General features: G+C 67.5%; 7 protein-coding genes and 1 pseudogene. All 8 read right to left on the bottom strand.

What is annotated here, in order from left to right; translation table 11 throughout:
• Positions 1–361: 361 nt before the first annotated feature.
• A complete protein-coding gene (locus tag QMK24_RS28555; protein ID WP_283469685.1) occupies positions 362–3,037 on the bottom strand; it encodes a right-handed parallel beta-helix repeat-containing protein in 2,676 nt (891 codons plus the stop codon).
• A 607-nt stretch (positions 3,038–3,644) separates the two neighbouring features.
• Positions 3,645–4,145 (bottom strand): HNH endonuclease family protein, encoded by a 501-nt coding sequence (locus QMK24_RS28550; RefSeq protein ID WP_283469684.1) that lies wholly within the window; start codon positions 4,143–4,145, stop codon positions 3,645–3,647.
• Complete coding sequence (locus QMK24_RS28545) at positions 4,084–5,016, bottom strand: DUF262 domain-containing protein (protein WP_283469683.1); 933 nt, start codon at positions 5,014–5,016, stop codon at positions 4,084–4,086. Before QMK24_RS28545 ends, QMK24_RS28550 begins: the two co-directional genes overlap by 62 nt.
• A gap of 151 nt (positions 5,017–5,167) precedes the next feature.
• Positions 5,168–5,392: pseudogene (locus QMK24_RS41945) on the bottom strand (hypothetical protein); the annotation flags it as partial.
• Positions 5,393–5,431: 39 nt separating this feature from the next.
• On the bottom strand, positions 5,432–5,887 hold the full coding sequence (locus QMK24_RS28535; protein ID WP_283469682.1) for a tellurite resistance TerB family protein: 456 nt from the start codon (positions 5,885–5,887) through the stop codon (positions 5,432–5,434).
• A 210-nt stretch (positions 5,888–6,097) separates the two neighbouring features.
• Entirely contained in the window at positions 6,098–7,087 is a 990-nt protein-coding gene (locus tag QMK24_RS28530) for a zinc-binding dehydrogenase (protein WP_283469681.1), read from the bottom strand.
• Positions 7,088–7,167: 80 nt separating this feature from the next.
• Positions 7,168–7,344, bottom strand: coding sequence for an SHOCT domain-containing protein (locus QMK24_RS28525; RefSeq protein WP_283469680.1), 177 nt, complete (start codon positions 7,342–7,344; stop codon positions 7,168–7,170).
• A 134-nt stretch (positions 7,345–7,478) separates the two neighbouring features.
• Entirely contained in the window at positions 7,479–7,967 is a 489-nt protein-coding gene (locus QMK24_RS28520) for a hypothetical protein (RefSeq protein ID WP_283469690.1), read from the bottom strand.
• Positions 7,968–8,170: the final 203 nt, after the last annotated feature.

Genomic DNA, 8,170 nt, shown 5'->3' with positions numbered 1-8,170 from the left:
GGCCGCCGCCCCCGACCACCCGAGATACCCCAGAAGGCATGGATCAACGACCCAGCCAAACGCCGGGAACCCACACCACAAACCTCATAGCGTCACGACCGTCTCACTGGACTTGAAATCTTCCGACGCTGGCACTGCTCAGACGTGGCGTTTTTGCAGTTCAGAGGCACTTCGCGGCTATCAAGATCCTTTGATTCCCAAGCTCAGAGAGCGGGTTCGATCCCCGTCACTCGCCCCCACACAAAGCCCCAGGCCAGTGGCCCGGGGCTTCCTTGTTGTCTGGACACTTCTGGGTCAACCGCTGAGCGCATAGCCAGCAGGCCCGGCACACCGTATGAACAGTGGCCGGGCCGGTATCTCGTCAGGAGAAGTAGCCCTCCAGGTCCGCGATCACATCGACATTGCCGCCTGATCCGTTGTAGAACGCCACCTTGCGGTCGGCGCCGAGGGTCGCCATCGACATGTTGGCCACGGTCTGGCCGGATGTGAAGTTGAGATTCGACGCCGTCGGGCGGGTGGTGCCGGACGGGTAGACGTCGAGGTGGCCGATGCCGGTGGGGTTGGTGACCGTGAAGTTCAGGACGGCCGCGTATCCCGGGTACTGGGAACTCACATGGCCCGGGTAGTTCTCACCGAGGTCGTCCAGGACGATCGACCGGGCCTGATGTGGAGCCAAGGTGCAGCACTGGCTGCGCGTGTCGATTCTGCGCTGTGGGGCCACCGGGGTGAAGGACAGACCGCCGTCGGCGTAGTAGCCCTCCATGTCGACGATGAGGTTCACCGGCTTGGACGACGAGTTGAACAACGTGACCGTCCCGTCGGTGCCGACCCCTGTCACCGACATGTTGGCCACGATCTGACCGGGGGTGAAATTGAGGTTCGAGGCGTTGGTGAGGTCGGTCCCACCGGGGCGGACAGTGATGAAGCCACCAGCGATGGCATCGGCCTCGGTGACGTTCAGCGCTACCGCCGCGACGCCGTGGGCCGGCAGGCCGGAGACTCCCGCGACCTTGACGCTGACCTCACTTCCGGCCGGTACCATCGTCGCCACCCCACCGGCGGGAGCGGTGCGGCTGTCCAGGATCCGGGTCGGGCTCATCGGGTGGTACTGCTTGCCACCGGACCACAGGTAGTAGCCCTCCACATCCACTACCAGGTTCGTCGCCCCGGTGGAGCCGTTCAGCAGGTCCACCTGGCCGCTCTCCACAGTGATGAGGTTGGCCGTGATGCCACCGCGGACGAAGTTCAGCATGGAGGCGTTCGGGACCGGGCCGCCATGCCCGTAGGCGGTGACATGCCCGTCGGCAGCGGGGTTGACGGCCGTGACATTGAGTACGACGGCGGAGACGTCCACCTCGGAGGGAATGATCCCCTCCGTCGACAGCTGCACCGTGCCGCGCGGCGGCACCGCTCTCTTCAGCCCGCCGGTGCCCGTGCCGTCACGGGTGTCCAGGACCCGTACCGGCGAGACGGGTATGTAACCGCTGCCTGTGGGACTGGCAATGGTGGTCAGCGTGCGAGCTCCAACACCCGGGTCCAGGGTCTCGGTCACCTGGAAGGTGCCGAACGAGCCGTATACGTGCTCGGCCTCGACCCGCTGGTTCAGTTGGGCGGCGGAGAAAGCCGAGCTGGTGCCGTCTCCCCAGGCGATCTCCACGGATCGCGTAGCGTGCCAGGTCTGGGACACGGACAGACTCACATGCCAGCCGCGCCGGCCGGCCGGTTCACTGGCCGACTGCCTGAACTCGACGCAGTTCGTCAGTTCCTCGGCACCGCGGTCCAGGAAACCACTGCCCGTTCCGGTGTTGAGGACGTCCAGGTCGTCGGCCGGCTGGTTCCCACGGAAGTCGATCGGCAGTACCCCCCGTGCCGAGGCGTCGGCAGAATCGATCACTGGCGATCCGAGACCGCTGACCTGATTTCCTGTACACGCCGAAGTGACCGTGTTGGGCCGGTCTTCGGTCAGATCGTGCGCGCCTTGTTTGGTGGCCGTTTGAAATGCGGCCACCGAGGAGTAGGGAACACCGGCCCATTCGTACGGCCGTGCGGAAGCATCAGTGATGAAGACGTTGTATCCGGTGACGGTCCGAGCCAGGGAGTCGCTCGCGACGCTGATCCCGAACTGCTTCGAACTGGAGCACGCCGTTCCGGGGTTACCCCCGGGGACAGGCGGGGTCCAGATGGGGATGATGTTGTTCTCCATCGCCGTATCCGTTGACGCGCCGGTCACAGCGATACGCGGGCCGGTGCAGCCGTATCCGAAGGTGTTGTTCGTGATCGCCGTGCCGGACGCACCGTCGACAGAAACCTGCGGGATGGTCTGCGGATAGCCTCCGTTCCCCAGCAGGTTGTTGCTGATGACCGTGTCTGACGATCCCCCGTCCACAACGATCTGCTGACGGGTGCCGGTCCCGCCCGAGCCCCCGAATTTGCTGCGGATGACCCGGACGCCCTGGGATCCCGCGGTCACATGGACTGCCGGGTGACCGACATAGGGGCCCCCGAACATCGCCCTGTCGATCGTGACGTCGGTGGCACCGGAGATCGTCAGCTGAGGCCCGTCCGCAATGTCGGCGGACATCCGTCGGATGACGATGTGGGAAGCCCCGGACACCGTGAACCCGCTGACGGAGAAGGCGCCCGCCTCCGGTACGGCGTCAAAGGTGATGGGCGCGTCCGCCGTCCCGGACCGGGTCAGGTTCACCGATTCGGGAAGACCTTCCCGCTCGGCCTCTTCCACCAGGACCAACTGGCCGGGGACGACAACGTCTGCGGCCGCCTGAATCGTGCAGTACGGAACAGCGGCCGATCCCGTCCCCGCATCCGAACAGGCGGGGTTGCCTCTCTCCACATGCAGGACCGACGGAGGATCGGCGTGAGCTACCCCCGGAAGCAACGCCAGTCCAAGACTGAGCACCGTAAATCCCCATGGAAACCGCGATATTCGCACTCGACCCCGCCCGCCCCGCCGAACCTGTGTCCGGACAATCCACGTCAACCTACATGGCGATGCAGCGGCGATACCTGTGCTTCTCACCTATCGCTCTTCCCAGGCCGTCGGACCTTTCGGACGCTCAAGAGCCCTTGATTCCGAAGAGGAGAGATGAGTCGTCAGTTGCTGGCGTGACCCTGCAGGTCGGCGACGATGTCGACGTTGCCCATGCGGTTGTGGATTTCGATGAATCCTTCGGCGGAGACAGGAGCGAGGGCGAGATTCGGGCCGATGACGTGGGCGGGGAAGTCGACGATCGAGGAAGGAGCTCCTCGGCGACGACCTGGAAGCCCGGCTGGTCTGGTCCGAGGACCCCACCCTCACTCCGCATCCCAACCCCTGGGGGATTTTCTGACGGCGCTGCCCGCTGCGCCGCCGTGGTTCGGCCCCGAGTGAGGAGGCATATCAGCCGGCTCACATCAGGGGCGACCTGCAATGGTCATGTCAAATCCAGCCGGCGAGGCGATGAAAGCGGAATGACTGCTCGCTGACAACCATGACGCCGGTCAGCCCGCACATCCCGTCGGTTGACCGGCCTCGTGCCGCTGATGGCCAAGCGGCCCCACGGGACCGCATGGTTCGAGAGATCCAGGCCATCGTCTGCTGACCTTCATCTGCCACCGCCCGGCGGGGCCACAGGCTGCCATGGGGCTTACAGCTCCCAGGCGGAGCAGAGCTCGCCGATGAGCTCGCCCTGGCGGGCCGCCAGGGTGGTGGGGGTCCAGCTATTCGCACTGACTACCTGTGCGGTCAAGGCGAAGTTGGCGACACCGAGCTTGCCGGTGAAGTACGTGGCCTTCTTCTTGGCGAAGTCGTGGTTCTGCGCCTCGGCGTTCTTGTAGCGGTTGAGCAGGACCAGGTTGCCCAGCCGGTGGGTCCAGAACTGCCGCTCGTCGTCGGTGAAATCGGCGAGCCACTGGGAGTTGGCCTTCGGATTCTGCGGGAGAACGTGCTCGACGGTGATCAGGGAGTGGGAGCAGACGACGCCTGAGCCCTTGGCCAGCGCCTCGTCCAGGCGTAGCAGGACGTACTTGCGGGTCTTGAGGTCCAGGTACAGGGGTCCGTCGATACGTTCGCGGGTTGCGGCGAGCTCATCTTGGGTGAGCTGGAGTGAGGGTGAGGCGAGCCCCTGGCCGGCGTCCAGGTCCTTCAACAGCTCCGCGTATCGCTGGACCCGGGGCGTGGTGTACACGCGACGGATGAACATGCTGGCGGCGAGGCGTTCGAGGGCTTGGAAGAACCTGGCGAGCCACTCCGGGTCCGGCGCGTGATTGCGGAGTGCCCAGAGTGCCGACGGCCGCCAGTCGTTGTTGTCGATCTGCACCAGGCGCTGGAACCCAGACGTTGACCCGCTCGGCTCCGGTTTCGGAACGGTAGTCGTGATCCCGGATCTGGGCGTAAGCATCCGCGTACGGCACCAGGACCTCGTTGACGAAGACCTGTGCTTTGCCCGGCAGGAAGTGCGGTTCGAGGACCTGCTTGGAGAACTCCTTGAGCAGTTCCGCCTTGGCCCGCTCCTTCGCGTAGATCATCCGCAGATGCAGGAAAAGGTCCCCGAAGTCGTCGCGACCCAGAGCCTCCTCGGCGTTCTCCCATTTGGTGGCTGTCACGTCAGCGGCGTCACCCTCGCCGAGGTCGCCGATGATCTGGGACTTGAAGATGTCGGCCGGGGTGAGGTCGAGCCCACGAGAGTTCATGACGCTGAAGATCCGGTGCGCGCTGTTGAGGTCTGGGGTACTGACGACGACGAGAAACGTCCGCATGATCAGCATCTGCACCAGGTCGAGCCGCCGGCCGGCAGTCCAAGCTGACAGCGTTTTGTGCAACGCCTTGGCGTTGGCCCGCACAGCCCTCTGCGCGTCCGTCTTCAGCCCGGCAGCCGACAGCTCCAGCAGCGCGGGAACGGCCCCCTTCGTCTGCACATAGGTTCGGAAGAAATCGGCGTCCTTGCTGCGCAGCGTCAGTCTTGGTTTCGCCGGCAGTCCTTTGGAAATCTTCCCCGGCTCCGACACTGCCTCGTCCAATTCCGCCTGGAGTCGACGGTGACCTTGGTGCCGGTCTTCGCCAGCGTGCCGTCGGCGACGTCGAGTTTGAACGGACGGGGCCGGACGAGAACGCGATCTGCTCGGGGCCGATGGCGCCGGTCTGCGGCAGATCGTGATCCTTTTGCCAGCGCTTGACGGCGTCGGCGGCGTCGGCGGTGCCGGCGGTGAACTTCTCGTCGGCTGCCGGCCCGGCGCCGTAGCCGAGGGCGCGGGTGCCTCGGACTGTCCATCGTCGCCTCGATCGCCCGCGCGCACGGGGCCGAGGCCACCGCCGGGGCGAATCCCGGCGGCGGCCTGACGGTCGGCGTGGACGGCTGGAACCGGCCTCAGGGACGGAAGGGCAGGGCCGCGCCAAGCCCCGTAACCGCCCGAGAATGAGTGCTGCTGGAACGACCTAGAGGTCGAACTCCTTCGGGTCGATGCCCACGGCGAAGCACGCCTCGCGGACGACACCCTGCTCGGCCTTGTCGAAGTCCCCGTCGGCGCCGCCGATGACGATGCCGATCTGGATGACGGCGCGGGCCTCGGTGGGCTTCTTCTGGACCTTGCCGATCTCCTGCAGGATGCCGACCTTGCCGAAGTCGAAGTCGGCGGTCAGCTTGCCCAGGTAGTCGTTGAACCGGCGCTGCAGGTCCTCGGCCGGGAAGTTCTGCAGCACGTCATTGCCCGCGATCAGCGAGGCCACGCGCTGGCGCTCGGACGGGTCGATCTGGCCGTCGGCGGCGGCGACCAGCGCGCACATCGCCATGCTGGCGTCGCGGAACGCCCCGCTCTTCAGGTCGTTCTTCTTTGACGTGAGCTGGGTCTGCATGGTCTGCGCGGATTCCTTGAAGCGGTTCCACAGGGCCATGATGGTGTCTCCTCGACGCATTGGCGGATCTCCCCCAGGGAACTCCCCGGGAGGCCCGCCGAGTTCCCTGGGGCTCCCGGGGCGGGGCCCGAACGCTACGCGGACGGTTCCGCGAAGGGCCCGCCGGGGCCGGATGCGAGGGCCGCGAAGCGCTGCCCATACGCCGGTACCCGGCGGCGCAAGGGCTGTTCGTGATCGGCCGGACAGGCCCTACGGGATCAGGACGACCTTGCCCATCGTGGCGCGGGTCTCCAGAGCGCGGTGCGCGGCGGCGGCCTCCGCGAGCGGGAAGCGCTGCACCGCCGGTACGAGGCGCCCGGCCGCGGCCTCCTCGAGTGCCGCCGCCGCCAGGGCGCGCATGCCCTCGGGGCCGCCGATCCGCTGCATCATCGCCGGGCCGACCACCGTCGTGGAGCTGATCCCGCGAGCGGCGAGCTCCTCCTCGCCGAGCTCCAGCGGGCCGCCGCCGGACCAGCCGTAGACGAGATGCCGGCCGCCCTTGCCGAGCAGGTCGACGGCCCCGCGGCCGAGCGGGCCGCTGACGGCGTCGAAGACGATGCTCGCGGAACGGCCGCCGAGAGCGGCGCGTACCCGGTCGGTCCAGTCGGGGGCGTTGTAGTCGACGGCGACGTCCGCGCCGAGGGTACGGACCCGGTCGGCCTTGTCCGGGCCGCCCGCGACGCCGACGACGGTGGCGCCGAGGTTCTTGGCGTGCTGGACCAGCAGCGAGCCGATGCCGCCCGCCGCGGCGGTCACGATCACCACGTCAAGCGCCGTCAGGTCCGCGAACCGCAGGATGCCCAGGGTGGTGCGGCCGGTCCCGACCATGGCTATGCCGCCGGCGAAGTCCACGTTCTCCGGCAGTTCGTGCAGCTTCTCGGCGTCGGTGACCGCGACCTCGGCGTAGCCGCCGGGCAGCATGCCGAGGTGCGCGACGACTCGGCGTCCGAGCCACCGCGGGTCGGTGCCCTCGCCGAGCGCGTCCACGGTGCCGGCGACTTCGCGGCCGGGGATGGTCGGCAGCTCGGGCAGCGGGTACGGGCTCTTCGGGTCGCCCTGGCGGAACACGGTGTCGATGACATGCACCCCGGCCGCGGCGACGGCGATCCGCACCTGCCCGGGGCCGGGCTCCGGGGTCTCGGTCAGCTCGTAGGTGAGGTTCTCCGCGGGGCCGAAGGCGTGGAGTCGGGCGGCGCGCATGGCGTTCTCCGGATCAGTGGGCGGCGCGGCCACCTGTCGGCGTCGCACTGCCCACTGTTCAACTTAAACCATGGTTTAGGTCAAGGCCGGCGGCAGAACCGGGAGTCGGGGCCGGGTGTGGGGCGGCTCAGGAACTTCTCCTTGGCCTGGTTGAACTCCGCCTCGGTGAGGTCGCCGCGGCTCTTCATCTCGGACAGCACCCAGAAGAACAGCAGGAGCATCGTCCAGAACAGATCGAGCATCGGGTAGTTTTCCATGACTGAAGGGAAGCCCTGGTCAGGACTTTCGCATCCGGTGACGGCCCATACGGGTTACGCGGCTCGAACGGCTCGAACGGCTCGAACGGCTCGAACGGGTCACGCGGCTTGCACTCCCCGGGTCGCCCGTACGGTCAGACGCGCGGGAAGCGCGCCCGCAGGTCCCAGATGACCGGGTTGTCGGCGAGGCCGTCGTGCATGTCGGTGAGGTCGGCGATCAGATCGTGGAGGAAGTCGCGCGCCTCGCGCCGCAGCGTCGTGTGGTGGAGGGAGAGCGGCGGCTCGTCCTCGACCCAGTCGGCGGTGACGTCCACGTAGCCGAAGCGCCGCGCGAAGCGGAGCCGGTCGGAGGACTCGGTGAAGTCGAACTCGGCGTACTGGGTGCGCGAGGCCCGGCCGCCGCGCGGATCGAGGTCCAGCTGCTCGACGATGTCGCACATCGCCCAGGCGAAGTCGAGCACCGGGACCCATCCCCAGGCTGTGGACAGTTCGCGCTCGCCCTTCGCGAGGTACACATCGCCGCAGAACAGGTCGTGGCGCAGGGCGTGGACGGCCGCGGTGCGGTAGTCCGTCTGCGGGGGGTCGGGGAAGCGGCGGGAGAGGGCGTAGCCGAGGTCGATCACGCCGTCGATCGTCGCACGGGGTACGGCGGCCATCCACAGGCGGTGCCGGCGCGGGATCCACGTCCTGTCGACGGCTGGGCCGAGAGCGTAGAGGACGGCGAGCGCGATGCTCAGATCGATCACCCACGGCACGCGGGCGGCGCCGGGATGTTCGTGAACCCGTTCGGGTGACCATTCACGGAGTGTGCCGCGGGGCTGTCATT

It is taken from the genome of Streptomyces sp. PH10-H1 (assembly GCF_030063355.1).
Classification (GTDB): domain Bacteria; phylum Actinomycetota; class Actinomycetes; order Streptomycetales; family Streptomycetaceae; genus Actinacidiphila.
This window is presented reverse-complemented; position numbering and strand designations above follow the sequence as displayed.